Source organism: Alloalcanivorax venustensis ISO4 (assembly GCF_015356855.1).
Classification (GTDB): Bacteria; Pseudomonadota; Gammaproteobacteria; order Pseudomonadales; family Alcanivoracaceae; genus Alloalcanivorax; species Alloalcanivorax venustensis.
Genome location: NZ_ARXR01000007.1, coordinates 1 through 22,553, shown reverse-complemented (window position 1 = coordinate 22,553; position 22,553 = coordinate 1). Strand labels below are relative to the sequence as shown.

Genomic DNA, 22,553 nt, shown 5'->3' with positions numbered 1-22,553 from the left:
CGTTTATGGTTCGCTTTTCAGCTTCAAGTACATCAAGGCGGCGGTGGTGGCGTCGCCGCGGGCGCTGTGCCGGCCGATCACCGGCACCCCCAGCTCGCCGGCGACACGCTCGAAACGCAGGTCCGGCAGCGACTCCGGATTGCGATAATGGTGCCGCCGCCGATACAGGTCGGACAACTCGATCACCGGGTTGGGCAGGTCGAACCCCAGGGACGCACGCAGATAGCGGTTGATAATCCCCAGATCGAAATCCAGACACCAGCCCACCAGCGGCCGGTTGCCGATAAAGTCGAGCAGGTTGCGCAGGCCCTCTTCCACCGGCACGCCGTCGTGCAAGTCCACACCGCGCAGACCGTGAATGCAAATCGACTCGCCGTTCAAACTGGCCGGCCGCGCCATGCGCAGGTCCAGCGCCGCGCCCGCCTGAACCCGGCCGGCGCTGACCGGCACCGCCGCCACCGAGACCAGTTCGGCGGTGCGCGTGTTCAGCCCGGTGGTCTCGCAATCCAGCGCCATCACTTCGTCGCCCGGTGGCGCCGCGAACAAATGACCATAGGGGCCCTTGCCGTGGCGCCGCCGTTGCACAAGACGCTTCAACATCGTTAGTACTCCAGATGAAAACGCCGGGTCAGGCGCTTCTTGAACTCATTGACCACCTGCAGGGACTCCCTGAGCAGGTCTCTCTCCAACGGCGACAGCGCCTGTATCAGCAGTTGGTTGTTGCGGCCCTCTTCGTCGTTGCCCTCCAGACGGGCCAGCTGCTGCTTGAGCCGCAGCTCCGCGAACAGCGCCATGGACTCGCCCAGCTCCTCGGCGAAGCCGGTCTCCATATGCCCCGCCTCCACCAGCCTGTCGAGCCGGCCGAAGGTGCCGGTCTCACCGATGCGGTGTTGCAAAGACATGGCGCGCACCCCGTGCACCACCGGAAACAGGCCGCCCTTTTTGATATCGATGCCCTGCTGGGGCTTCTTCAGGGCGCCGAACCAGTTCAGCGGCGTGGAGAACTTCAACAACGGCCGGGCGAAGCGCGACAGGATCAGATCGTTGTTGCTGCACACCCGGAACAGGTCCCGCCGCAGCTCATCGACCAGCTCGGTGCGCCCCGCCGCCGGGTGCGCGTCGAGCAGAATCGCCAGGTTCATCATCGAGGCGTCGTCGCCCTGCTTGGCCCAGCGGCCGATGCGTGCCTTCCAGTCGGTGGCGCTGCCCACCCACTCCGGGTTGGACACCATGATGTTGCCCGGACAACGGGGGTAACCGAGCCGCAGCAGGGTTTCGGTGAAGCGCTGCATGTGCGCGTCGCGCTCAGGCCAGTTCTCCGGGTCGTCGACGATCAAGGCGTTGTCCTGATCGGTCTTGAGGATCTGCTCGCCCCGCCCTTCGCTGCCCAGCACCAGCAGGCAACCGTGCTCCTGATGGCTCTCCGGCACCACGAACTGGAACGCCTTGCTGATGATGCGGCCGTTCAGCGCCGCCAGCAGATCCATGGCGAAGCGCATCTTGACGCCCTGCGCCATCAGCGCCTGGATCAGTTCCGGCAGACGGGCGCTGGCCATCGCCAGCGCCTCCAGGTTGTCCGCCTTCTCCACTTCCAGCCCCACCACGTAGGAGCGACTGGAGAAGAAACTGAGCACATCGGTGAGCTCCACCACGCCCACCGGACGGCGGCCGTCCATGACCACCACCCGCTGCACCTCGTGGCGGGTCATGCTGACCAGGGCGGCGAACAGAAACTGATCCGGCGGCACCGTCACCAGCTCGAAACTGGCCAGCGCCAGAGCACGAGAGTCCGGGGTCAGGCCGTCGTTGACCAGGCCGCGCAGCAGGTCGGTTTTGGTGATCACACCGACATGGCCGTCGCGCTCCATCAGCAGGCTGTCGGCGTTGTGCTCGTTAAGCGCGGCGACCGCCTGGGCGATGGTGCCGCCGCTGTCGAGTATCAAAGGCTGGCGCATGCATTGATGCACCTTGGCGAGCATAAAGCCCGCCATGGTCACCCCGCCCTCGCGCCGCTCGGCAAGAAGCTGGTTCTTGCTGGCGAGGCGCTGGCGGAAGTAATCGTCGAATTCTTTCTGATCCTGGCACAACGACTGGAACAGGTCGGCCGGTATCAGATAACACAGAGTTTCTTCTTCGGTAATAAACCGGTAACGGCTGCGACCGTTAAGCACGCTGAGCGCGCCGAACAGATCACCGGCACTGTAGACACCAAGCCGTCCCGCCTCCGCGGGAAGGGTCGGGTCCAGTTCCAGAACCGCGCCTTTGTGAACCAGATAAACAAACTGCGCCGGATGGCGCGCTTCGATAATCACCGTACCGGTTTCGAAGTACGCCATTTCCATGGCGTTCTCGAGACGGTGGCGGTGTTCCTCGTCCAGCAATGAAAACGGTAGTTGGGTAAAGTCCACGTCGATCATGGCCAGGTCCTGAACGGAGATCGGGGCCGCGCGGATACGCGGCCCCGATATTCAGCTTACTCCGTTTGTAGTAGCGCCGTTAGTGGGCGGAAGCCCCGCCGGCGCCACGCGGTACGCGGATGTCTTCAACGATATGCTGGATGTGCTCCGGCGGCGGCGCGGTCACACGGGATACCGCGAACGCGACGATAAAGTTGAGGACCATACCGACGGTACCGATGCCCTCCGGTGATACCCCGAACAGCCAGTTCTCGGCGCTGTTCAGCTCCGGCGACACGAACTTGAAGTACACGATGTAGGAGAAGGTGAAGGCCAGGCCTACCGCCATACCCGCGATCGCGCCCTCTTTGTTCATGCGCTTGTAGAAGATCCCCATCAGAATCACCGGGAAGAAGCTGGCCGCGGCGAGACCGAAGGCGAACGCCACCACCTGCGCCACGAAGCCCGGTGGATTGATACCGAAGTAACCGGCGATCAGGATCGCCACCACCGCGGCCAGACGCGCCGCCAGCAGCTCCTGTTTCTCGGAAATATCCGGTTTGAGCGTTTTCTTCAGCAAGTCATGGGACACCGCCGACGAGATCACCAGCAACAGGCCGGCCGCCGTCGACAGGGCCGCGGCCACGCCACCGGCGGCCACCAGTGCGATCACCCAGGCCGGCAGATTGCCGATCTCCGGGTTCGCCAGCACGATGATGTCACGGTCGATATACACTTCCGCATCGTTATCGGTGACTTCGTTGGTGACCACGCGCTGACCGTGGGAGCCGGTCACTTCGTCGCGGTCGCCGGCGAAGGTCGGCGTGCCCTTGAAGGCGGCGCCGGCGGACATCTGTACCCGGCCGTCGTCGTTCTTATCCACCCAGCCGATCAAACCGGAGTTTTCCCAGTTATAGAACCAGCCCGGCAGCTCTTCGTACTCGGTCTGATGCACGGTTTCGATCAGGTTGGTACGGGCGAAGGCGCCGACCGCCGGAGCGGTGGTGTACAGCAGGGCGATAAACAGCAGCGCCCAGCCGGCACTGATACGCGCATCACGGACCGTGGGTACGGTGAAGAAACGCACGATAACGTGGGGCAGACCGGCGGTACCGCACATCAGCGCGGCGGCGATGAAGAACACATCGATGGTGGACTTCTGACCTTCGGTATAAGCGCCGAAGCCGAGATCCTGAACAATGCCGTCCAGTCGCTCGAGCAGGTAAACACCGGTGTCGTTACCGGCGGCGTCCAGTACCGTGGCGCCGAAGCCGGTCTGCGGCAGCACATGGCCGGTCATCAGAATCGACAGGAACACCGCCGGTACCAGGAAGGCGAAAATCAGTACGCAGTACTGGGCAACCTGGGTGTAGGTAATCCCCTTCATGCCGCCGAGTACGGCGTAGAAGAACACGATCGCCATGCCGATCACCACGCCCATGTTCACGTCCACTTCCAGGAAGCGGGCGAACACGATACCCACGCCGCGCATCTGGCCGGCCACATAGGTAAAGGAGATAAAGATCACGCAGATCACCGCGACGGTACGCGCCACGTTGGAATAGTAACGATCACCGATGAAGTCCGGCACGGTGAACTTGCCGAATTTTCTCAGGTAGGGCGCCAGCAGCATCGCCAGCAACACATAGCCGCCGGTCCACCCCATCAGATACACCGAGGCGTCGTAACCGGAGAAGGCGATGATACCCGCCATGGAAATAAACGATGCCGCGGACATCCAGTCCGCCGCGGTGGCCGCGCCGTTGGCGATCGGTGATACACCGCCGCCGGCGACGTAGAAGTCTTTCGTGGATGACGCCCGCGACCAGATCGCGATGCCGATATAGAGCGCGAACGAGCCACCGACGAAAAGATACGTTAGTAGTTGAACATCCATCTCTTGGTCCTCTTTGTTATTTTCGCGGCGCTCACTCTTCGTGGACGTCGAATTTTCGGTCGAGCTTGTTCATGGTGAAGGCGTACATCCAGATCAACACCAGGAACACATAGATCGAGCCCTGCTGGGCGAACCAGAAACCCAGTTTGAAACCGAAGAACTGAATGTTATTGAGTGCATCCACGAACAGGATGCCGCAGCCGTAGGACACTACGAACCAGATGATGAGATAGGTGAAGATGAGCTTGAGATTAGCGGCCCAGTAGGCACGGGCGTTTTCTTCTCTCATTTGTTTACCCCTTTGCGCACTGACAAACACGGGACCCGCGTTGACACGGGCCAGCTGGCTCAAGAGTAAACAAAGGTGTGTTCAGCCACAGTATGACTTTAGTCGAAGGGCCTGGAGCGGGTTCAGCGGACGTAAAGCGCGCACATCAGCCAGTCGTTCAGCGACACCACCGCGCCGCCCTTGTGCAGGGCTTCGATAAAACTGTCCTGAAGATCGCACAGATCGCCGTTGAGAAATTCCGGCTGCAGCACCCCCCCGTGGGAGACCTGCACGTCTTCCCAGCCGAAACGCCCGGCGACTTCTTCCACCAGTTTAAAGTCGTGGACGCTGTAACGGGGACGACGGCAAAACACAATCAGAACGTAGCGTTCCCCGGCTTCGTATTCCGGTTCCATGGCTTTGGTCGCCTCACCCTCGGCGAAAAAAGCGTGTACCTCGTACATGTTCCGCTCTCCTGCAAAACCCTGTTCACATAACCGCCTTTTAAGGGATAGCACGGACCATGCCGGTGTCGTGATCGAAAAAAGGTTAAAGGCCCCCCTAAAAAAATGAAAACATGCGGCGGGGGACGCCGAGGGCATGGCGGAGAAGCGCTCATCGCGGGGCTTACAGCGGCGGCCGCTTGCCCGGAACCGGGCGCCAAACCGGGCTCCGAGAGGGCTGAAACAGGCCTCGAAAGGGCCTTTGGAAAGGCAGGTTTCGGCCTAAAAAGATACAACTTGGCCGTCGTTGTTTCCCCCTGACTCGCGCTCCAGAATGGCGCGCAGATCCGCCAGCCGCGTCTCGCGCTTCACCGACTCCATCAGCGGCCCCGCTTGCGGCCAGCGCCGGCGGCTGTAGCTGAGCCATTGCTTGACCCGGCCGCACAGCTGCGCCTCGCTGCCGGTGCCGACGATGTCGGCGCCGAAAGCACGCAATACCGCCAGCACTTCCGTCCAGCCGGTGGGTTCGCCGCCCGCCACTTCGCGGGTCAGCATCGGGTTGGCCACCGCGCCGCGCCCCAGCATCAGATCCTGGCAACCGCTCTCCGCCTGGCAGCGGCGGGCGTCCTCGAGGGTCCATATTTCGCCGTTGGCGATCACCGGCAGAGTGACCCGCTCACGGATGGCGCCGATCCGGTCCCAATAGGCCGGTGGCCGGTAACCCTGCCGCTTGGTGCGGCCGTGCACGGTGAGCCAGGCGGCGCCGGCCTCCTGCACGCCCAGAGCGTTATCCAGCGCCAGATCCATGTCCTCGTTGCCGAGCCGCATTTTCACCGACACCGGTATGTGGGCGGGCACCGCCGCGCGCACCGCCCGGGTCACCGCGTGCACCCGCTCCGGCTCATCCAGCAGGATGGCGCCGCCGCCATGGCGGTTGACGATCTTCGCCGGGCAACCGAAATTGAGGTCGATGGCCGGCGCCCCCAGTGCCACCGCCTGGGCGGCGTTGTCCGCCATGCTCACCGGGTCCGAGCCCAGCAACTGCAGATGCACCGGGGTGCCGGAACGGGTGCGGGCGCCATCGCGCAGCTCCGGGCACCAGCGGTAGAAGACACGGGGCGGCAACAGCTCGCCGCTGACGCGCACGAACTCGCTGACACACCAGTCGTAGGTGCCGACATCGGTGAGGGCCCGGCGCACCCAGAAGTCCGCCAGACCCTCCATGGGGGCGAGGATCCGTTTCATGGGCGCGGATTCTAGCACGCTGGCAAACAGGCAGGATCCCCGCCGGCTCCGCAAGCGAAACGCCATAGATTAAGGAGATCAGAGGAAGAAGCCGCTTGCGACGACCCGGCGGGCATTTCACTATAGGACGCCGCCCCACAAGGCGGAAGGGCGTGTTTAGACCCTTTTGGAATCAACCGGGACTGCTCATTACGGCACCACCCGTAGTGAATGCTCACACACCTCCAGCGTCAGGAGTTACGCCGATGACCACCTACGAAGGCGGCTGCTTGTGCGGCCAGGTCCGCTACCGGATCACCGGCCCCTTTCACCAGTTTCACCTGTGCCATTGCTCGCGCTGCCAGCGCTTCAGCGGCACCGCCCACGCGGCCAATCTGATCGCCGCCGCCGACGCGCTGGAATGGCTCCAGGGCCAGGATCAGGTGCGCCGTTTCGACCTGCCCGAGGCGAAGAGTTTCTCGCGCGCCTTCTGCGTCCAGTGCGGCAGCATGGTGCCCCATGAAAAACGCGACGGCAGCGGCGTGATCGTCCCCGCCGGCGGACTGGACCAAACCCCGGACCTGGACCCCAACGATCACATCTTCTATGCCGACCGGGCCGGTTGGTACGACACCGGCCTGGGCGCGAAGAAGTACGACGGGCCGCCCGGCGCCTGAAGCCAGGGCCGGCGGCCGCCCCAATTGACCCCCCGGCGGTGCTGAAGTATGTTGCGCCGGCCATCCCACGAGGTCACCCGAGGTTATCGCACACATGGCCAAAAAGACCCCGCAACTGGAACAATCCCTGGACAGCCTGGAAGCCCTTGTGGAACGAATGGAATCCGGTGAGTTGACCCTGGAAGAGTCCCTGCAGGCGTTCGAGCAGGGCGTCAAACTGACCCGCGAGTGCCAGCAGGCGCTGAGCCAGGCGGAGCAGAAGGTGCGCATCCTGCTGGAGCAGGACCCGCAAGCCGAGCCGGTGCCGTTCGAAGGCCGCGATGACCAGTAACCTCAACGCCCTGGACCCGCTCAACGCCACCGTGCGCGCGCGGCTCGACCAGGCCCTGCGCGACCATCTGCCCGACCCCGCGGCCAGCGACGCCCCGCGCCTCGCCGAAGCGATGCGCTATGCGGCCCTGGCCGGCGGCAAGCGGATCCGCCCGATGCTGGTGTACGCCGCCTGCCGGCTCGCCGGCGGCAGCCTGGAACAGGCCGACGTGCCGGCGGTGGCGGTGGAGCTGATCCACGCCTATTCCCTGGTCCACGACGACCTGCCGGCGATGGACGACGACGATCTGCGCCGGGGCCAGCCCACCTGCCACCGCGCCTTCGACGAAGCCACCGCGATCCTCGCCGGGGACACCCTGCACACCTTCGCCTTCGAGCTGCTCAGCCGCGCCGGCGACTACCCGGACGGCGCCCGCGTCGGCATGGTGCGCGCCCTCACCCAGGCCGCCGGCGGCACCGGCATGGCCGCCGGGCAGATGCAGGACATGGCCGCCCACGGCCAGCTGCAGGACGTGGCCGCCCTGGAACGCATGCATTACCTGAAAACCGGCCGCCTGATCACCGCCAGCCTGACCCTGGGCTACCTGGCCGCCGGCCGCCCGGACGCCGAGCTGGCGCGCAACCTGACCGCCTACGGCGACGCCATCGGCCTGGCGTTCCAGATCCAGGACGACATCCTCGACGTGACCATGGACACCGAACAGCTCGGCAAACCCAGCAAGTCCGACGAGAAGCACGGCAAAAGCACCTTCCCGGCCCTGCTCGGCCTGCAGGCCAGCCGCGAGCGCGCCCAGGCCCTGTGCCGGCAGGCCCGCGCCGCCCTCGCCGGCTACGGCGACGCCGCCGGGCCGCTGCAACAATTGGCGGACTACATCGTGCAGCGGTCTCACTAGATCACTGACGACGGGCCCCAAGGATCGTTATAATGCCCTCCCCTTGCCAAGCCGACGCCGACTGATTCAGGCTCCCAACCAATGCAAAAGACGTTTACCGACATTCCGCTGACCCGCCCCCACACGCCGTTGCTGGACCGCATAGGCGCGCCGGCGGACCTGCGGCGACTGCCCGAAACGGACCTTGAGCAGATGGTGGACGAACTGCGCGCCTACCTGCTCTACGCCGTGGGTCGCGCCGGCGGGCACTTCGGCGCCGGCCTCGGCGTGGTGGAACTGACCGTGGCCCTGCATTACCTGTTCGACACCCCCCACGACCGGCTGGTGTGGGACGTGGGCCACCAGTGCTACCCGCATAAGATTCTCACCGGCCGCCGCGACGAGATTCTCACCGTGCGGCAGCAGCACGGCCTGTCCGGCTTCCCGAAACGCACCGAGTCGGAATTCGACACCTTCGGGGTGGGCCACTCGTCCACCTCGATCAGCGCCGCGCTGGGCATGGCCCTGGGCGCCGAGCAGGCCGGCGACAAGCGCCGCACCGTGGCGGTGATCGGCGACGGCGCCATGACCGCCGGCCAGGCCTTCGAAGCCATGAGCCACGCCGCCCACACCCGCGCCAACCTGCTGGTGATTCTCAACGACAACACCATGTCGATCGGCCATAACGTGGGCGGGCTGGCCAACTACTTCGCGCGCATCTGGTCGTCCAAGACCTACATCGCCCTGCGCGAAGGCGGCAAGAAAGTGCTCTCCGCCATGCCGGCGGCCTGGGACTTCGTGCGCCGCACCGAAGAAAGCATGAAGAACATGGTCAGCCCGGACATGCTGTTCGAGGCGATCGGCTTCAACTACATCGGCCCCATCGACGGCCACGACATCGACGAGCTGACCGCCACCCTGGAGACCATGCGCGACCTGGAAGGGCCGCAACTGCTGCACGTCTACACCACCAAGGGCAAGGGCTTCGGCCCGGCGGAAGCGGACCCGGTGGGCTACCACGCGATCAACAAGATCGAGCCCAAGGCGAAAGTGGAAGTGGCCAAGCCGGCCAAACCGAAGAGCCCCAAGTACCAGGAAGTGTTCGGCCAGTGGCTGTGCGACCTGGCCAAGCAGGACCCGCGCCTGATCGGCATCACCCCGGCCATGTGCGAAGGCTCCGGCATGGTGGATTTCGCGCGCCGTTTCCCGGAGCGCTACCACGACGTGGCGATCTGCGAGCAGCACGCCCTGACGCTGGCCGGCGGCATGGCCTGCGAAGGCCGCAAACCGGTGGTGGCGATCTACTCCACCTTCCTGCAGCGCGCCTACGACCAGCTGATCCATGACGTGGCGCTGCAGGACCTGGATGTGACCTTCGGCATCGACCGGGCCGGCCTGGTGGGCGAGGACGGCGCCACCCACGGCGGCGTGTTCGACCTCGCCTACCTGCGCACCGTGCCGAACATGATCGTGGCGGCGCCGTCGGACGAGAACGAGTGCCGGCAGCTGCTCTACACCGCCTGGCTGCACGAGGGCCCGGCGGCGGTGCGCTACCCGCGCGGCACCGGCCCCGGCGCCAAAATCGAAGACACCATGACCGCCCTGCCGGTGGGCGAAAGCCGCACGCTACGCCAGGGCAAGGGCGACGTCGCCCTGCTCGCCTTCGGCGCGCTGGTGCCGGCGGCCCTGGAGGCCGCCGAAAAACTCGACGCCACGGTGATCGACATGCGCTGGGTGAAGCCCCTGGACCGGGGCGCGGTGCTGGACGCCGCCGCCCGCCATGACCTGGTGGTGACGCTGGAAGACCACCAGCGCATGGGCGGCGCCGGTTCAGCGGTCAACGAGCTGCTGATCGACGAAGGCGTGGTGGTGCCGGTGCTCAACCTGGGCCTGCCGGATCACTTTATCCACCACGGCAAGCGGGACGCGCTGCTCGCCGAGCACGGCCTGGACGCCGTCGGCATCGAAGCCAGCGTGCGCCGGCGCCTGAAGCGTCTGCACGACGCCCTGCCCCACCGCGCCTGAGCCGGCCTGCCCGGCCCGGACTAAAAGTGCCGCCAGCCCCCCGGTCGGGCGGGCTCGGTGCGGCCGTCCGGGTAACGCAGCAGAATCGGCCCCTTCTCGGTGATCATGCCGATGTCGCTGGTTCCCGGCGGCAGGGGCCGGGCGTCCGGCCAGGTAAACAGCAAGCAGTAGTCGTCGCCGCCGGTGAGCTGCAACGGGTAACGGTCCGCCTCGTCCAGGGCCGCCAGCTCCTCGTTCACCGGCAGCGTCGCCAGATCCAGCTCCGCACCCAGCCCGCCGCTCGCCTTGAGGATATGCCCCAGGTCCTGCAACAGGCCGTCGGAGACGTCGATGGCGGCCCCCGCCCGGCCCACCAGGGCGGCGCCCAGATCCAGCGGGAAAGCGGGCCGGGCCAGGTGGCGGGCGCTCACCGAGGCGCGCTCGCCGGCCTGCCAGTGACGCAACCCCAGGCCGCCCTGCCCGGGCACGCCGCCGATCGCCAGGCGCTGGCCGGCGCGGGCGCCGCTGCGGCGCAACGCACGGCCCGGCGTCACCGCGCCGGTGGCCTGGATGCTCACGCTCAAAGGCCCACGGGTAACGTCACCGCCGACCAGCGCGATGCCGGCCCGGTCCGCCAGATCGAACAGGCCCTGGGCGAAGCCCGCCAGCCAGGCCTCGTCGGCCTGCGGCAGCGTCACCGACAACAGGAACCACAGCGGGCGGGCGCCCATGGCGTAGAGATCGGACAGATTCACCGCCAGGCAGCGGTGGCCCACATCGGCGGCGGGCAGGTCGTCGGGGAAATGGTGGCCGCCGAGGCTGGTGTCCAGGGTCATCACCAGCTCGTCGCCGGCGGGGGGCAACAGCAGGGCCGCGTCGTCGCCGGGGCCCAGCACCACGCCGTCGCCCGGCGGCTGGTCCGGGCGGCGGAAGTAGCGTTCTATCAGAGCGAATTCATCCATAATCAAACGCTCCCTTTGTTATGCCACGGTCAGTCCTTGTCCGCTCCATCGTCGTCCGGGGCCTGCCGGGACGCGGCGGGGCGGTGGGCGGTCTCGGCGGAACGCAGCCGCCGCGCCAGTTTATCCAGCACGCCGTTAACGTACTTGAAGGAGTCGTCGGCGCCAAACACCTTGGCCAGCTCGATGCTTTCGTTGATCACCACCCGATAGGGCACATCCAGACGCTCCTTGAGCTCGAAGGCGCCGATGCGCAGCAGCGCCTTCTCCACCTGGGACAGCTCCTCCACCCGGCGATCCAGGAACGGGCGCAATGCCTCGTCCAGGCCGGTCACTTCGGCGGGCACGCCGTGCAGCAGGTCGTGGAAATAGGTGCGGTCCACCTTCTGCATATCGTTGGCGGCCAGGAACTGGGCCTCGATATCGCTCAGCGTGGCGCCGGCAAGCTGCCACTGGTACAGCGCCTGCAACGCGTAGCGGCGCGCCTTGCGGCGCGCGGCGGGGGAAGACGGTACGGCGGACTGGGTCATTAAAGCGCCTTGAACAGAGAAACCATTTCCAGAGCGGACATCGCGGCCTCGGCGCCTTTATTGCCGGCCTTGGTGCCGCTGCGCTCGATCGCCTGCTCGATGGACTCCACGGTGAGCACACCGAAGGCCACCGGCACGCCGGTGTCGTTCTGCACCGCGGCGATGCCCTTGGCGGCCTCACCGGCCACGTACTCGAAGTGGGCGGTGCCGCCCCGGATCACCGCGCCCAGCGCGATCACCGCGTCGTAGTCGCGCTTTTCCAGGATCTTCTTCACCGCCACCGGCAGCTCCCAGGCGCCGGGCACGCGGATGATCTCGATGTCATCGCGGGCCACGCCGTGGCGCACCAGGGTGTCCACCGCGCCGGCCAGCAGCGCTTCCACCACAAAGCTGTTGAAACGCGCCACCACCAGGGCGTAACGGCCGCCCACGTTGTTCAGAGTGCCTTCGAAGGTTTTGATATCGTGCATGTGTTTTTCCTTAGCCGTCCGCTTCCACGTATTCGACGATCTCCAGGTCGAAACCGGAAAGCGCGTTGAATTTCATCGGTGAGCTGAGAAGGCGCATCTTGCGCACGCCCAGCGCCTTGAGAATCTGAGAGCCGGTGCCGATGTTGCGATAAGTGCGCGACTCGCCCTTGGGCTTGTTGGCGGTGCCGTCGAAAAACGCCTGCAGGCGGTCCAGGGTGGGCTCGGAGTCCTCGTCCTGGCCGAGGATGATCACCACCCCGGTTTCCGCGTCGGCCACCGCTTCCAGCACCCGGTGCATGTTCCAGCCGGTGCGGCCGTTGAGCTTGGCGCTCATCAGATCGCGCAGCGGGTCCACCTGGTGCACCCGCACCGTCACTTCCTTATCCTCGTGCACCTCGCCTTTGACCAGGGCGATGTGCACATGGCCGTCGACGGTGTCGCGGAACGCCACCAGCCGGAATTCACCGTACCAGGTGTCCAGCGGGTGCTCGGACACCGGCTCGATGGTCTGTTCGTTGAGCGCGCGGTACTGAATCAGGTCGGCGATGGTGCCGATCTTGATGCCGTGCTCCTGGGCGAACTGTTCCAGGTCCGGGCGGCGCGCCATGGAACCGTCCTCGTTCATCACTTCGCAGATCACGCCGGCGGCCTCGCAGCCGGCCATCACCGCCAGGTCGCAGGAGGCCTCGGTGTGCCCGGCGCGGCGCAGCACGCCGCCCGGCTCCGCCATCAGCGGGAAAATATGCCCCGGCTGGACGATGTCCGACGCCTTGGCGTGTTTGGCGGCGGCGGCCTGCACGGTGCGCGCCCGGTCGGCGGCGGAAATACCGGTGGTGACGCCCTCGCGGGCCTCGATGGAGACGGTGAACTTGGTGCCGAAGCCGCTGCCGTTGGCGCGCACCATCAGCGGCAGATCCAGCTGCTCGCAACGCTCCTTGGACATCGGCATGCAGATCAGGCCGCGCCCGAAACGGGCCATGAAGTTGATCGCCTCGGGAGTCACGTGTTCGGCGGCCATCACCAGGTCGCCTTCGTTTTCCCGGTCCTCGTCGTCCATCAGGATCACCATCTTGCCCTGACGGATGTCCTCGATCAGTTCTTCAATGCTGTTGAGTTGCATGAAACCTACCTTTTAATGCACGCCGCGCGTGCCGGTGTTTGCGCGCCCTCGGGCCACCGCCGCGAGCTACTTCAGAAAACCGTGCTCGGCCAGGAACGACATGGACACGCCCTCCGAACCGGGCCGGGCGGCGCGCTCGCCGAGCAGCAGCCGCTCCAGATAGCGCGCAATGATATCAACTTCCAGGTTCACTGGCGTCCCCGGTTTCCAATCCTGGATGGTGGTGACGTCCTGGGTGTGGGGAATGATGTTCAGCGAGAACAGCGCGCCGTCCACGCTGTTCACCGTCAGGCTGATGCCGTCCACGGTGATCGAGCCCTTCTGGGCGATGTAGCGGGCCAGCTCCGCCGGCGCCTCGATGTCGATGCGCACCGAGCGGGCGTCCGGGGTCATCGCCTTGACCGTGCCAAGGCCGTCCACATGGCCGCTCACCAGGTGCCCGCCCATGCGCGTGGAGGGCGTCATCGCCTTCTCCAGGTTCACCCGGCTGCCGCTCTTGAGCTGCTTCAGGGAGGTCAGCGACAGGGTTTCGCCGGAGACATCGGCGCTGAAGCTGTCGCCGCCGGCCAGGGCGGTGACCGTCAGGCAGACGCCGTTGACGGCGATCGAGTCACCCAGCTTCACGTCGCCGAAATCCAGCTCGTCGCTGTGGATACGCAGCGTCACGTCGCCGCCACTGGGCGTCAGCGCCGCCACATGGCCCTGGGCCTCGATGATGCCTGTAAACATGGTTTGCCGCTCCTGCAGAGACACGCGGGGAGGAAGGGGCGCCTATCATAAACGTCCGGCGGCGGCGGGCCAAATGCGCACACCGCCGACGGGGGGCCGGTCAGCGCTTTCCGGCCGGGTCGGCCATTCCTTCGTAGCAGGGCAGATCGTCCAGAATCGGCCACCAGTTGGCCTTGGAGCCGGTGTAGGCGTGAAACACCGGGCGCGCCTCCAGGGGCTCGTTGAACAGCCCGGCGCGGATCCGCAGCACGCCGGGCAGGTCGGCCTTGCGGCTGTAGACCGGCGAGCCGCAGCGCCCGCAGAAGGCGCGGACCTTGCCGGGCGAGGATTGGTATTCGGTGATCAGCTCGCGACCGCTCAGCAGCTCAAAGGCCGCTTCCTCCACCGGCGTGTTGGTGGCGAAGGGGGCGCCCTGGGCTTTGCGGCACTGCTGGCAATGGCACACCTGAATCGGCGCCAGGGGGCCGCGGACTTCGAAGGCGATGCCGCCGCACAGGCAGCTTCCGGTGTAGGATTGCACGATCTTTCTCCGTGTTGCGGGTGTGGACGCTGTGCCTCGATACCGGAGAGGATAACGGCTTACCCGCGAACCGGCACTGTTTCGACACTGGAGTCCCCATGACGCTTGAAGACGCCCTCAACTGGCGCTACGCCACCAAACGCATGACCGGGGCAAAGGTCCCCGAAGAGAAAGTGGAGCGCATTCTGGAGGCGGCCCGGCTGGCGCCGTCGTCCTTCGGCCTGCAGCCCTACACCCTGCTGGTCGCCGAGCCGCTGGAGCTGCGCCGGCGCATCGCGCCGGTGGCGATGAACCAGCCGCAGATCACCGAGTGCTCGCACCTGATCATTTTCGCTGCCTGGAGCCCGGTCACCGAGGCCCAGGTCGAGGAAATGGTGGATTTGATCGCCCGTGAGCGCGACCTGCCCCGGGACGCGCTGGCCGGGCTGGAGAACACCGTGAAAGGCAAGATGGCCGGCTTCGCCTCCGAGGAGGAAGGCTTTCAGTGGGCCGCCCGCCAGGCCTACATCGGGCTGGGCATGGCGCTGGCGGCGGCGGCCATGGAGCGGGTCGACGCCTCGCCCATGGAGGGCTTCGATCCGCCCGGGCTGGACCAGCTGCTGGGCCTGCGCGAGCAGGGGCTGCGCAGTGTGGCGCTGATGGGCCTGGGCTACCGGGACACCGACAACGACCGTCAGGCGGGCCAGAAAAAAGTACGCCGGCCCAGGGAAGCCCTGGCCCGGCGTCTTTAGCGGCTGGCGCGCGCTCCCTGGGAGCGCGTTACAAGCCTTAGTAGCGCTTGGCGTCCAGCGCCTTGGCGGCGGCGTGGTACTCGTCGGCGAGCTGGTCGACGATATTGGCCGCCGGGCGCACCGCGTCCACCACGCCGATGCCCTGGCCGCAGCCCCAGATGTCTTTCCAGGCCTTGGCCTTGGAACTGCCGCCGGAGCCGAAATTCATCGCCGACGGGTCGCTTTCCGGCAGGTTGGCCGGATCCAGCCCGGCCTTGGCGATGGACGGCGCCAGGTAGTTGCCGTGCACGCCGGTGAACAGGTTGCTGTAGACGATATCGGTGGCCTTGCTGTCGACGATCATCTGCTTGTAGGCCTGGTCGGCGTTGGCCTCCTCACTGGCGATAAACATCGAACCGATATAAGCCAGATCCGCGCCCATGGCCTGGGCCGCCAGCACCGAGGAGCCGCTGGCGATCGAGCCGGACAGGGCCAGCGGGCCGTCGAACCACTGGCGGATTTCCTGGATCAGCGCGAACGGCGACAGCTGGCCGGCGTGGCCGCCGGCGCCGGACGCCACCGCGATCAGGCCGTCGGCGCCCTTCTCGATGGCCTTGCGGGCGAAGCGGTCGTTGATGATGTCGTGCATCACCGTGCCGCCCCAGCCGTGCACCGCCTGGTTGAGCTCTTCACGGGCGCCCAGGGAGGTGATCACCATCGGCACCTTGTACTTCTCGCACAGCTCCAGGTCTTTCTCCAGACGGTCGTTGGTCTTGTGCACGATCTGGTTCACCGCGAACGGCGCGGACGGCTGGTCCGGGTGCTCCCGGTCCCAGGCGGCCAACTCCTCGGTGATGCGCGCCAGCCATTCGTCCAGCTGCGACAGCGGCCGTGCGTTCAGCGACGGGAACGAGCCCACCACCCCGGCCTTGCACTGGGCGATGGTCAGGTCCGGGTTGGAAATGATGAACAACGGCGAGCAGATCACGGGCAGCCGCAGGCGTTTGGCGATTTCCGGGGGCAGAGACATGGCGATTCCTGTTAAGTGGGTGACGTTTACTTTGTAAATCTTTCGAATTCGGATAAACCGGGGATCGTGCTCTGGCACGGCGTCCGGTTCGGAAGGCAAATATTTACAACGTACATTTTATAAAATCAAGCGCTTCCTGACATCGGCTGGCGTCCGCCGGTGAGCGATTCGGTCAGGATTCGTCGTCGCGGCGCGGCGGCGACACCGCCATGCCCGCCAGCAGGGTGCGCATGGTTTTCTTGCGCAGGGTGTCCGCGTCGATCTCGCCGCCCAGCCGCCCGGCCATGTCCAGCACCACGATGCCGTGCAGGGTGGACCAGAACATATAGCCGATCAGGTCGGCGTCGCCGTCCATCATCCCTTCGCGGATCATATCACGCACATAGCCGACCATGGTCTCCCGGGCGCGGCGGCTGGCGCGCACCAGCTCCGGGTAGCGGCTCTCGTCGACCTGGGAGATCTCCGACATCAGCTGGTAGGCCGCCGGATGCTCGGTGGCGAAGCGCACATAGGCGTCGCCGATGGCGCGGGCGCGCTCGCGGGCGTCGCTGCCCTGGGCCAGCCCCGCCTCCAAAGCGGCGGCGAAGCGGTCCAGCGCGGCGGCGCGCACGGTGGCGAGAATCTCGTCCTTGTCCTGGAAATAGCGGTACGGCGTCATCGGGCTGACGCCCACCCCGGCGGCGATCTGCCGCATGGTGACGTTATCCGGTCCGCGCTCCACGAACAGTTCCGTGGCCACCTCGCAGACGCGCTCGCGGAAGGCGGCGATCTCCTGGTCGGTTTTCGGCTTCTTGGGCAACGGGGCGCTCCATGGTCTGCGGGCACAGGGCCGGACGGCAAAGGCTTACAGTGTAAACCAAACGCCGGGGCCCCGGCATCACGCGGATACCGCCCGCGGCACGGGGAAAGCGTCCCGCTGCAGCCGGGCCACCAGCCGCTCCACCTCGGCCAGGGCGTCGCGTACCGACGCGTCCAGCCGCTCGCCGCCCTCCTCCTGGTACTCAATGGCGATCTCATGGAAGTGCCCGATGCCGATCAGTTCCAGCGCGGTGCGCACGCTGGCTTCCAGATGGTTCAGGTGCGCCAGCGGGCCGCCGGCGCCCAGGCCGAACCCGCCCCGGGACGACAGAATCACCGCGTGGCGCGGCCGGTCGTTGAGCAGCGGGCCCACCGGGTGATCGATGTTGGCCGGATCGAAATAGATGGTGCGCTCCACGCGCACAATCTGGTCGATCCAGGCCTTGAACGCCGCCGGGTAGCTGTAGTTGTACAGCGGCACGCCCAGCACCAGCACGTCGGACTGGATCACCTCGTCCACCAGGCTGTCGCTCTCCGCCAGCACCTGCTGCAGGGCGGCGGGGCGCTGGGCCGACGGCGTAAAGGCGGCTTCGATCCACTCCACGTTCAGCAGCGAAGGCGGCCGGACGCCCAGATCCCGGCGCGTCACCGCATCCCGCGGCCGGGCGGCTTTCCAGTGCTCGATGAAGTGGTGGCTCAGCCGCCGGCTGTGCGAGCCGTGCTCGTGGGTGCCGGAACGTCCGGGGCGGGGGCTGGCGTCGAGGTGCAATAAGCGGGTCATGGCATTGTCTCCGGTCAGGGTTGGCTTGCAGGTGAGCTGATCTCACTCCTGCTTGACAGGCTTCCCATGAAACCGGAGGCTTAAAGCCGCGACAAACGATGAATTCTTGCCGTGAAGGCAAAATAAAACTCATCCATAAGGCACCCCATGAGCGCCCGCAAACTGCCCTCCCTGTCCGCCCTGCGCGCCTTCGAGGCGGCGGCCCGCCACCGCAGCGCCAAAGCCGCCGCCCAGGAACTGTCGGTGACCCCCACCGCCATCAGCCACCAACTGCGGCAACTGGAGGACTATCTGGGCGTGGCCCTGTTCGTGCGCAAACCGCGCCAGCTGGTGCTCACCGGCGCCGGCCAGACCCTGCTGACGGCGTCCAGCGAGGCGTTCGATACCCTCGCGGAAACGGTGGCCCGGCTGCGCCACGACCCGGGCCACCAGACCGTCACGCTGTCCACCATCCCGGCGGTGGCCGGGCGTTTTCTGCTGCCCTGGGTGTGCCTGCTGCGTGACCGCCACCCGCAACTGAATCTGAACCTGCGGATCTCCCACGACCTGGTGGCGCTGGACGGCGTCGCCGCCGACATGGCGATCCGCTACGGGGACGGCCACTGGCCCGGGCTGGTGTCGGAGAAGCTGTTCGATAACGTCTTTGTCCCCGCCTGCAGCCCGACCCTGGGCATCACCCGGCACGACGATCTGCACCGGCACACCCTGCTGCACTACCAGCCGCCCAGCCATTCCGGCGCCCTGCTGAGCTGGACGACCTGGCAAAAGCTGGCGCGGGTGCCCGACCTGGACATGGGCGCCGGCCTGGTGTTCTCCGACGAGACCCACACCATCACCGCCGCCCTGGACGGTCAGGGCATCGCCCTGATGAGCAAGGCGCTGATCGCCGACGAACTGGCCCGCGGCCGGCTGGTGCAGCCGTTCGGGCCGGACCTGCACGCCAAGCCGTTCCACCTGGTGTACCCGGAAGAGCGGCTGCGCGAGCCCGCCATCGCGGCGGTGCGGGAGTGGGTGCTGGGGTTGCGTTAGGCGCCGCGCGGGCCGAACAGAATGACCCCGGCGCCGAGCAGACAGATGGTGGCGCCGAGCAGGTCCCAGCGGTCCGGGGCGCGCTGCTCCACCAGCCACAACCAGAGCAGCGACATAACGATATAGACGCCGCCGTAGGCGGCGTAGGCACGGCCGGCGTAGTCGGTGTCGACGAGACTGAGCAGCCAGGCGAACAGCGCCAGGCTGACCAGGCCGGGCACCAGCCACAGCGGCGTTTTCTCCAGCCGCCACCAGGCCCAGACCGAAAAGCAGCCGGCGATTTCCGCCAGGGCGGCGGCGATGTAGAGAAGCGGTGTAATCACTTATTGGTGCCTGAATTGAGCCGCAACAGCAGGTAGACGGCGAAGCCGGTGGCGACGCCGGGCACCAGCCCCAGCAGCGGCGCGATCCAGCCGTGTTTTACCGGCCGGGCCTTCGCTTCGTAAGCCACCCAGGTGGTGAGCACCACCCAGCACATGATGGTGTCCAGGGAATAGCCGGTGGCATAGGGATTGACGAAACCGGCACTGATGGCGGCGAGCAGATCCGGGTCACCGATCAGCGGCGGAATCACGATCACAACGAACAGCAGCGCGAACAGCGCCGCCCAGAGCACGAGCAGCAGGCGAAAGGTTCCGGTGGTCATGGTGAGGCCCTCATTTTTCTCAGGAGCTTAGCCCTGGCCACCCGGAGAAAGCAAAAGCCGCTTGGTAAAGAGCCCAAAGCCACAGAGACGTGTCCCGAATAAGCTGAAACGAAGAAACAACGGTTTTGACGGGTGTTTTTGGTATTCTTGCCGCTCATTTTTTAGTCGCCCCGGAAACCATGCCCGAACACTCTGCTTCCACCTTCCTGGCCGGCGCCGGGACGAATACCTGGACGCTGTGGCTGAACATCATGGCCACCGGCGCGGCCGTGGCGTTGTTGCTGCTGCTGAGTGTGTTCACCCTGGCGCTGTATCTGTACCGCGACCGGGAGGCGCCGGCGGCGCTGCAGTTCGCCCTGGCCAACCTGTGCGCCACGGTGTACATCGCCGGCGATCTGACCTCGCGGATCGACGCCGTGACCGGCGACCTGGACGCGGTGATGACGCCCTACCGCGTGGCGCTGAGCGCGGTGATGATGGGGCTGGCGGCGCTGATCTGCATGCACCGGGTGCTGCGCCGCCGGCACGAGCCGCGCTGGCGGCTGGCGGCGATTTACCTGGGCGGCGCCCTGCTGGCCAGCGTGCTGTGGGTGGATCATCCGGCGCTGATCATCGCCAGCAACCGGCCCACCATCGAGGGCAGCCAGGTGTTCGCGGATTACGGCGCCGCCGGCGCGCCCTTCTTCGTGCTGTGCATGGTGGCGTTCAGCTACACCAACTGGCGGATGGTGCGCCGCGCCCGGCGCACCGGCGGCACCCTGGCCTGGTGGCTGACGGTGATCGGCTTCGTGCTGGTGTTTCTCACCGGGGTGCATGACACCCTGCGCGAGATGGGCGTGGAATTGCTGCCGCTGAGCGCGCTGACGCCGGGGTTCGTGGCGTTCCAGGTGGCGGCGCTGGCGGCGATGGTGATTCATTATTCGCGCACGCTCAGCGAGCGCACCGAGACCGACCACCAGCTGCGGCACCTGGCGGACAAGGCCACCCGTGACCCGCTTTCAGGGCTGTTCAACCGCGCCTTTCTGGAAAGCCATCTGGACGGCCTCGGCCCCCACGCCCGGGGCGGTCTGCTGTTCATCGACCTGGATCATTTCAAGGTCGTTAACGACCGCTTCGGCCACACCCGGGGCGATGCCTTGCTGCGCGCCGTGGCGCAACGCATCGACCACACCATGCGCGACGGCGACATCGCCTGCCGCTGGGGCGGCGACGAGTTCGTGGTGTTTCTGGCGGACGCCAACCCGGACGCGGCGGACTCCATCGCCCGGCGCCTGCTGGAGGCGTTCGAAAGCATCCCCGCCGGCGACAGCGAGGACCTGCGCATCGGCGCCAGCATGGGGTTCGCGGAGCTCACCGACGACGACTGGCGGCGCACCCTGCGCCGTGCCGACCAGGCGCTGTACCAGGCCAAGGACCGCGGCCGCGGCGTGGTCGCCATCGCCTCCTGAGGTCAGCCGCGCTGCCGGCGCCAGCCCCGCCATAGCAGCCAGGCGCCCCACACCATGGCCAGCACCATGATCGCCCTGCCGCTGTTCAGCGTCAGCGCCGCCAGCGTCTTGTCCCAGGCCAGCAGCCCGGTCTCGCCGAGAATGAATTCCCAATCATGGAAGCCGTAGGGGGAGGACTTGCCGTAGTTGCCGCCCAGTAGCGGCAGCTCGCCGGCACGGGCGTCGGCCATGTAGGGCGCGATGTCGAGGAAGTTTTCGCCGAACCACCACAGGCAGACGCTGGCGCCGAAGGTGTCGTGGCGCCGCAGCAGGGCGATGCCGCAAATCACCGGCACCAGCAGTTGCCCCAGGGTGCCGCCCAGGGAACCGATGAACTGGCCGAAAAGGCCGAAGATCACGTGCCCGGCTTCGTGGAACGGCAGGTTCACGTTGTGCAGGAAGGCGGGCTGGTAACCGAGCTGGTGGAGGCTCTGTGTGATGTAGCTCCAGCCCCACACCACCAGACCCACCCAGAGCAGCGCGTACAGGGCCGGGTAACGGTAGAGGGTATCCGGTGGCACCAGCAGGCTCTGGAAAAACGCTTTCAGGCGCTCGGCGCGGTCCGGGCCCGGCGGCGTCTGATTTTCCCGCAGCTCGCGCTGGCGCTCCAGGTAGGCTTCGTACTTGTGAAAGACCAGCCCGCAGCCGCCACAGGTGGTGTCCCCGGCGCCTCGCGGGTGCTCGCATTTGGGGCATTGCATGACGGCGACCTCCCCCCGAAATCAGCTCGCCCGGTGAAAATCCATCTGCCGTGCCGTGGCGGCGGCCAGGGTACGGCTCTGTAACCGTTCCACGAGATGCAGGCTCATATCAATGCCCGCGGAAATGCCGGCGGAGGTGACCACCTCGCCCTGATCCACCCAGCGCGGCCCGTCCTCCACCGTCAGCGCCGGGAACCGGGTGCGCAAAGCGTCGATGTCTTCCCAGTGGGTGGTCACCCGGCGGCCGTCCAGGACACCGGCGGCGGCGAGCAGGAAGGCGCCGTTGCAGACCGAGGCGGTGAGCCGCGCCGCCGCCGAGACTTCCGCGATCCAGCCCACCACGGCCGCCTCGTTCATGACCTCGTCCACCACGCCGCCGGGCACCAGCAGAACGTCGATCGGGGGATGATCCGCGAAGCTGTAATCCGGCTGAATCACCACGCCCGCGCGGCTGGTGGCCGGCCGCCGCTCAGCGGCCACCGAGAACACCGAAAACGGCGCGCCCTCCGGGGCCAGCCGGTTGGCGGTGGTGAACACCTCGCAGGGGCCGGCGAAGTCGAGCAGTTCCACACCGGGGTACAGGTACACCCCCACGTTCAGGGTCATGGGCCGCCTCCGTTTACGGTCGGGTGAGCGTCAGGCGCAGGTCGTCGCCGACGCGGCGCAGGTCGCTCCATTGCAGGCGGATCTGCTGGTCCATGCGGTCGAACGGCAGATCCAGCAGGCCGCGGGCGTCGGCGCCCAGCAGCGTGGGGGCCAGGTAGACGATGAGCTCATCGAACAGGGCCTCGCGGACAAAGGCCCCGGCCAGGGTGGCGCCGCATTCCACCAGCACCTCGTTGCATTCGCGGCGGCTCAGCTCGGCGGTCAGGGCGTGCAGGTCGAGGCCGCGCCGTTCCGCGCGGGCGGCGGCGCCGGGCTCGGCGGGATCG

At 66.6% G+C, this 22,553-nt stretch carries 27 protein-coding genes; 7 read left to right on the top strand and 20 right to left on the bottom strand.

The genetic code is table 11. From position 1 onward, the window contains the following. Nucleotides 1-3: 3 nt before the first annotated feature. The 6 genes from ISO4_RS05905 to ISO4_RS05880 form a co-directional block, all read right to left on the bottom strand. A complete protein-coding gene (locus tag ISO4_RS05905; RefSeq protein ID WP_194855495.1) occupies nt 4-600 on the bottom strand; it encodes a 3'-5' exonuclease in 597 nt (198 codons plus the stop codon). Between the two features lie 2 nt (nt 601-602). Next, the gene (locus ISO4_RS05900) at nt 603-2,417 is read right to left on the bottom strand and encodes a DUF294 nucleotidyltransferase-like domain-containing protein (protein WP_194855494.1); all 1,815 of its coding nucleotides are present in this window, start codon (nt 2,415-2,417) and stop codon (nt 603-605) included. A 79-nt stretch (nt 2,418-2,496) separates the two neighbouring features. Continuing rightward, nucleotides 2,497-4,293 (bottom strand): sodium:solute symporter family protein, encoded by a 1,797-nt coding sequence (locus ISO4_RS05895; protein WP_194855493.1) that lies wholly within the window; start codon nt 4,291-4,293, stop codon nt 2,497-2,499. Between the two features lie 31 nt (nt 4,294-4,324). After that, nucleotides 4,325-4,582 carry a DUF4212 domain-containing protein gene (locus ISO4_RS05890; RefSeq protein ID WP_067609617.1) on the bottom strand — a complete coding sequence of 86 codons (258 nt, stop codon included), beginning with the start codon at nt 4,580-4,582 and terminating at the stop codon, nt 4,325-4,327. A 122-nt stretch (nt 4,583-4,704) separates the two neighbouring features. After that, nucleotides 4,705-5,025 (bottom strand): hypothetical protein, encoded by a 321-nt coding sequence (locus ISO4_RS05885; RefSeq protein WP_194855492.1) that lies wholly within the window; start codon nt 5,023-5,025, stop codon nt 4,705-4,707. A gap of 261 nt (nt 5,026-5,286) precedes the next feature. Then, a complete protein-coding gene (locus ISO4_RS05880; RefSeq protein WP_194855491.1) occupies nt 5,287-6,249 on the bottom strand; it encodes a tRNA dihydrouridine synthase in 963 nt (320 codons plus the stop codon). 245 nt (nt 6,250-6,494) lie between these two features. Between ISO4_RS05880 and ISO4_RS05875 the strand changes: the two genes are divergently transcribed. The 4 genes from ISO4_RS05875 to dxs all read left to right on the top strand — a co-directional run bounded on the left by ISO4_RS05875 (nt 6,495) and on the right by dxs (nt 10,132). After that, nucleotides 6,495-6,905: a GFA family protein gene (locus tag ISO4_RS05875; RefSeq protein WP_194855490.1), complete on the top strand. Its 411-nt coding sequence runs from the start codon at nt 6,495-6,497 to the stop codon at nt 6,903-6,905. Nucleotides 6,906-6,999: 94 nt separating this feature from the next. Next, entirely contained in the window at nt 7,000-7,236 is a 237-nt protein-coding gene (locus ISO4_RS05870) for an exodeoxyribonuclease VII small subunit (RefSeq protein WP_067609609.1), read from the top strand. Next, entirely contained in the window at nt 7,226-8,128 is a 903-nt protein-coding gene (locus tag ISO4_RS05865) for a polyprenyl synthetase family protein (protein WP_194855489.1), read from the top strand. The genes ISO4_RS05870 and ISO4_RS05865 overlap by 11 nt, the downstream gene beginning before the upstream one ends. Nucleotides 8,129-8,209: 81 nt before the next feature. After that, nucleotides 8,210-10,132 (top strand): 1-deoxy-D-xylulose-5-phosphate synthase, encoded by a 1,923-nt coding sequence (gene dxs, locus ISO4_RS05860; protein WP_194855488.1) that lies wholly within the window; start codon nt 8,210-8,212, stop codon nt 10,130-10,132. A gap of 20 nt (nt 10,133-10,152) precedes the next feature. On the opposite strand, the gene thiL is transcribed toward dxs, so the two are convergent. The 6 genes from thiL to ISO4_RS05830 form a co-directional block, all read right to left on the bottom strand. Beyond that, complete coding sequence (thiL, locus tag ISO4_RS05855; protein WP_194855487.1) at nt 10,153-11,073, bottom strand: thiamine-phosphate kinase; 921 nt, start codon at nt 11,071-11,073, stop codon at nt 10,153-10,155. 29 nt (nt 11,074-11,102) lie between these two features. Next, nucleotides 11,103-11,600, bottom strand: coding sequence for a transcription antitermination factor NusB (nusB, locus tag ISO4_RS05850; RefSeq protein WP_194855486.1), 498 nt, complete (start codon nt 11,598-11,600; stop codon nt 11,103-11,105). After that, a complete protein-coding gene (gene ribH, locus ISO4_RS05845) occupies nt 11,600-12,070 on the bottom strand; it encodes a 6,7-dimethyl-8-ribityllumazine synthase (RefSeq protein ID WP_067612907.1) in 471 nt (156 codons plus the stop codon). Before ribH ends, nusB begins: the two co-directional genes overlap by 1 nt. A gap of 10 nt (nt 12,071-12,080) precedes the next feature. After that, on the bottom strand, nt 12,081-13,190 hold the full coding sequence (ribBA, locus tag ISO4_RS05840; protein WP_194855485.1) for a bifunctional 3,4-dihydroxy-2-butanone-4-phosphate synthase/GTP cyclohydrolase II: 1,110 nt from the start codon (nt 13,188-13,190) through the stop codon (nt 12,081-12,083). A gap of 66 nt (nt 13,191-13,256) precedes the next feature. Next, on the bottom strand, nt 13,257-13,919 hold the full coding sequence (locus ISO4_RS05835) for a riboflavin synthase (protein ID WP_142947391.1): 663 nt from the start codon (nt 13,917-13,919) through the stop codon (nt 13,257-13,259). A 100-nt stretch (nt 13,920-14,019) separates the two neighbouring features. After that, complete coding sequence (locus tag ISO4_RS05830; protein ID WP_194855484.1) at nt 14,020-14,439, bottom strand: GFA family protein; 420 nt, start codon at nt 14,437-14,439, stop codon at nt 14,020-14,022. A gap of 98 nt (nt 14,440-14,537) precedes the next feature. Here ISO4_RS05830 and ISO4_RS05825 point away from each other — a divergent pair, with 98 nt between their 5' ends. Continuing rightward, entirely contained in the window at nt 14,538-15,170 is a 633-nt protein-coding gene (locus ISO4_RS05825) for a nitroreductase family protein (protein ID WP_194855483.1), read from the top strand. A gap of 37 nt (nt 15,171-15,207) precedes the next feature. On the opposite strand, the gene ISO4_RS05820 is transcribed toward ISO4_RS05825, so the two are convergent. The 3 genes from ISO4_RS05820 to ISO4_RS05810 form a co-directional block, all read right to left on the bottom strand. Beyond that, nucleotides 15,208-16,179 carry an NAD(P)H-dependent flavin oxidoreductase gene (locus ISO4_RS05820; RefSeq protein WP_142947394.1) on the bottom strand — a complete coding sequence of 324 codons (972 nt, stop codon included), beginning with the start codon at nt 16,177-16,179 and terminating at the stop codon, nt 15,208-15,210. 172 nt (nt 16,180-16,351) lie between these two features. After that, nucleotides 16,352-16,978 (bottom strand): TetR/AcrR family transcriptional regulator, encoded by a 627-nt coding sequence (locus ISO4_RS05815; RefSeq protein ID WP_142947395.1) that lies wholly within the window; start codon nt 16,976-16,978, stop codon nt 16,352-16,354. A 78-nt stretch (nt 16,979-17,056) separates the two neighbouring features. Next, nucleotides 17,057-17,758, bottom strand: a complete 702-nt coding sequence (locus ISO4_RS05810) for an FMN-dependent NADH-azoreductase (protein ID WP_194855482.1) — start codon at nt 17,756-17,758, stop codon at nt 17,057-17,059. 147 nt (nt 17,759-17,905) lie between these two features. Here ISO4_RS05810 and ISO4_RS05805 point away from each other — a divergent pair, with 147 nt between their 5' ends. Further along, nucleotides 17,906-18,787 carry a LysR substrate-binding domain-containing protein gene (locus ISO4_RS05805; protein ID WP_194855481.1) on the top strand — a complete coding sequence of 294 codons (882 nt, stop codon included), beginning with the start codon at nt 17,906-17,908 and terminating at the stop codon, nt 18,785-18,787. On the opposite strand, the gene ISO4_RS05800 is transcribed toward ISO4_RS05805, so the two are convergent. Beyond that, nucleotides 18,784-19,110 (bottom strand): YnfA family protein, encoded by a 327-nt coding sequence (locus ISO4_RS05800; RefSeq protein WP_323745341.1) that lies wholly within the window; start codon nt 19,108-19,110, stop codon nt 18,784-18,786. The genes ISO4_RS05805 and ISO4_RS05800 overlap by 4 nt on opposite strands. Beyond that, entirely contained in the window at nt 19,107-19,433 is a 327-nt protein-coding gene (locus ISO4_RS05795) for a DUF2834 domain-containing protein (protein ID WP_142947398.1), read from the bottom strand. The genes ISO4_RS05800 and ISO4_RS05795 overlap by 4 nt, the downstream gene beginning before the upstream one ends. Before the next feature lie 179 nt (nt 19,434-19,612). Between ISO4_RS05795 and ISO4_RS05790 the strand changes: the two genes are divergently transcribed. Beyond that, nucleotides 19,613-20,881, top strand: coding sequence for a GGDEF domain-containing protein (locus ISO4_RS05790; RefSeq protein WP_194855480.1), 1,269 nt, complete (start codon nt 19,613-19,615; stop codon nt 20,879-20,881). 2 nt (nt 20,882-20,883) lie between these two features. Here ISO4_RS05790 and ISO4_RS05785 read toward each other — a convergent pair whose 3' ends face one another. From ISO4_RS05785 to ISO4_RS05775, 3 genes are all read right to left on the bottom strand, one after another. After that, nucleotides 20,884-21,621, bottom strand: a complete 738-nt coding sequence (locus ISO4_RS05785) for a TFIIB-type zinc ribbon-containing protein (protein ID WP_194855479.1) — start codon at nt 21,619-21,621, stop codon at nt 20,884-20,886. A gap of 21 nt (nt 21,622-21,642) precedes the next feature. Further along, nucleotides 21,643-22,227 (bottom strand): DJ-1/PfpI family protein, encoded by a 585-nt coding sequence (locus tag ISO4_RS05780; protein ID WP_194855478.1) that lies wholly within the window; start codon nt 22,225-22,227, stop codon nt 21,643-21,645. Nucleotides 22,228-22,240: 13 nt separating this feature from the next. Continuing rightward, nucleotides 22,241-22,553, bottom strand: a 313-nt coding sequence (locus ISO4_RS05775; protein WP_194855477.1) for a RibD family protein, incomplete at its 5' end; no start/stop codon positions are given.

Excerpts from the sequence above, each read along its gene's own strand:
- ISO4_RS05905 (WP_194855495.1), bottom strand. The coding sequence starts at position 600 with ATGTTGAAGCGTCTTGTGCAACGGCGGCGCCACGGCAAGGGCCCCTAT.
- ISO4_RS05900 (WP_194855494.1), bottom strand. The coding sequence starts at position 2,417 with ATGATCGACGTGGACTTTACCCAACTACCGTTTTCATTGCTGGACGAG.
- ISO4_RS05895 (WP_194855493.1), bottom strand. The coding sequence starts at position 4,293 with ATGGATGTTCAACTACTAACGTATCTTTTCGTCGGTGGCTCGTTCGCG.
- ISO4_RS05890 (WP_067609617.1), bottom strand. The coding sequence starts at position 4,582 with ATGAGAGAAGAAAACGCCCGTGCCTACTGGGCCGCTAATCTCAAGCTC.
- ISO4_RS05885 (WP_194855492.1), bottom strand. The coding sequence starts at position 5,025 with ATGTACGAGGTACACGCTTTTTTCGCCGAGGGTGAGGCGACCAAAGCC.
- ISO4_RS05880 (WP_194855491.1), bottom strand. The coding sequence starts at position 6,249 with ATGAAACGGATCCTCGCCCCCATGGAGGGTCTGGCGGACTTCTGGGTG.
- ISO4_RS05875 (WP_194855490.1), top strand. The coding sequence starts at position 6,495 with ATGACCACCTACGAAGGCGGCTGCTTGTGCGGCCAGGTCCGCTACCGG.
- ISO4_RS05870 (WP_067609609.1), top strand. The coding sequence starts at position 7,000 with ATGGCCAAAAAGACCCCGCAACTGGAACAATCCCTGGACAGCCTGGAA.
- ISO4_RS05865 (WP_194855489.1), top strand. The coding sequence starts at position 7,226 with ATGACCAGTAACCTCAACGCCCTGGACCCGCTCAACGCCACCGTGCGC.
- dxs (WP_194855488.1), top strand. The coding sequence starts at position 8,210 with ATGCAAAAGACGTTTACCGACATTCCGCTGACCCGCCCCCACACGCCG.
- thiL (WP_194855487.1), bottom strand. The coding sequence starts at position 11,073 with ATGGATGAATTCGCTCTGATAGAACGCTACTTCCGCCGCCCGGACCAG.
- nusB (WP_194855486.1), bottom strand. The coding sequence starts at position 11,600 with ATGACCCAGTCCGCCGTACCGTCTTCCCCCGCCGCGCGCCGCAAGGCG.
- ribH (WP_067612907.1), bottom strand. The coding sequence starts at position 12,070 with ATGCACGATATCAAAACCTTCGAAGGCACTCTGAACAACGTGGGCGGC.
- ribBA (WP_194855485.1), bottom strand. The coding sequence starts at position 13,190 with ATGCAACTCAACAGCATTGAAGAACTGATCGAGGACATCCGTCAGGGC.
- ISO4_RS05835 (WP_142947391.1), bottom strand. The coding sequence starts at position 13,919 with ATGTTTACAGGCATCATCGAGGCCCAGGGCCATGTGGCGGCGCTGACG.
- ISO4_RS05825 (WP_194855483.1), top strand. The coding sequence starts at position 14,538 with ATGACGCTTGAAGACGCCCTCAACTGGCGCTACGCCACCAAACGCATG.
- ISO4_RS05820 (WP_142947394.1), bottom strand. The coding sequence starts at position 16,179 with ATGTCTCTGCCCCCGGAAATCGCCAAACGCCTGCGGCTGCCCGTGATC.
- ISO4_RS05810 (WP_194855482.1), bottom strand. The coding sequence starts at position 17,758 with ATGACCCGCTTATTGCACCTCGACGCCAGCCCCCGCCCCGGACGTTCC.
- ISO4_RS05805 (WP_194855481.1), top strand. The coding sequence starts at position 17,906 with ATGAGCGCCCGCAAACTGCCCTCCCTGTCCGCCCTGCGCGCCTTCGAG.
- ISO4_RS05795 (WP_142947398.1), bottom strand. The coding sequence starts at position 19,433 with ATGACCACCGGAACCTTTCGCCTGCTGCTCGTGCTCTGGGCGGCGCTG.
- ISO4_RS05790 (WP_194855480.1), top strand. The coding sequence starts at position 19,613 with ATGCCCGAACACTCTGCTTCCACCTTCCTGGCCGGCGCCGGGACGAAT.
- ISO4_RS05785 (WP_194855479.1), bottom strand. The coding sequence starts at position 21,621 with ATGCAATGCCCCAAATGCGAGCACCCGCGAGGCGCCGGGGACACCACC.
- ISO4_RS05780 (WP_194855478.1), bottom strand. The coding sequence starts at position 22,227 with ATGACCCTGAACGTGGGGGTGTACCTGTACCCCGGTGTGGAACTGCTC.